The organism is Streptomyces sp. NPDC107765 (genome assembly GCF_055657085.1).
This window is the reverse complement of sequence record NZ_JBVKBL010000036.1, coordinates 1-1129: the sequence shown is the minus strand read 5'-3', so window position 1 is coordinate 1129 and position 1129 is coordinate 1. Positions and strand designations below refer to the sequence as shown.

The following is a 1129-nucleotide window of genomic DNA, read 5'->3' as shown; positions in this document are numbered from 1 at the left end:
CTAGTGACCTGAGTCGGAGATTCGTCGTTGGTTGGGTATGAGTCGTCCGGGTCCGAAGATTCCGCCGTTGTCGGTGACCGATGCCCAGCGGGCTGTGCTGGAGGGCTGGGTGCGTCGTCGCTCGACGGCCCAGTCTTTGGCTCAGCGCTCAAGGATCGTTCTGGAGTGCGCCGAGGGGCACTCGATCATGGAGGTGTCACGCCGGCTCGGCGTCACCGCGGACATGGTCCGCACCTGGCGGCGGCGCTTCCTCGAACGTGGTCTGGACGGCCTGTCCGACGAGCCACGGCCCGGTGTCCCGCGGAAGATCACAGACGCAGATGTCGAGCGCGTCATCGTCAAGACGCTTGAGGAGAAACCGAAGAACGCCAGCCACTGGTCGACCAGGTCCATGGCGGCAGCAACAGGCATGTCCCAGTCCGCCATCTCGCGGATCTGGCGGGCTTTCGCCCTGGCCCCACACCGGTCGCAGACGTTCAAGCTCTCCACCGACCCTCTGTTCATCGACAAGGTCCGTGACGTGGTGGGCCTCTATCTTGATCCGCCGGAGAAGGCCCTGGTCCTGTGTGTGGACGAGAAGTCGCAGATCCAGGCCCTGGACCGGTCTCAGCCCGTACTGCCGATGGTGCCCGGTGTTCCCGAACGCCGCAGTCACGACTACGTCCGCGCCGGCACCACCACTCTGTTCGCGGCCTTGGAGGTCGCCACGGGAAAGGTGATCGGCTCCCTGCACCGGCGGCACCGGGCCGTCGAGTTCAAGAAGTTCCTCACCAAGCTCGACAAAGAGGTGCCCGCCGACCTGGAAGTGCACCTCATCCTCGACAACTACGTCACCCACAAGACGCCCGCCATCAAGAAGTGGCTGCTGGCGCATCCCCGTTTCCACCTGCACTTCACACCGACGAGTTCGTCCTGGCTGAACCTGGTGGAACGATGGTTCGCAGAGCTCACGCAGAAGAAACTCAAGCGTGGTGTTCACCGCTCCGTCCAGGCTCTCGAACACGACATCCGCAGCTGGCTCGCCGACTGGAACGAACACCCAAGGCCCTTCGCCTGGACGAAGACCGCCGACGAGATCCTCGACAAAGTCGCTGCATACTGCCGACGAATCTCTGACTCAGATCACTAG

The 1129-nt window shown here is 63.5% G+C and carries 1 protein-coding gene; it reads left to right on the top strand.

Features of this window, described 5'->3' with window-relative positions:
• The first annotated feature begins 37 nt into the window (after positions 1-37).
• Positions 38-1129: an IS630 family transposase gene (locus ACZ7MX_RS39705; RefSeq protein ID WP_472139595.1), complete on the top strand. Its 1092-nt coding sequence runs from the start codon at positions 38-40 to the stop codon at positions 1127-1129.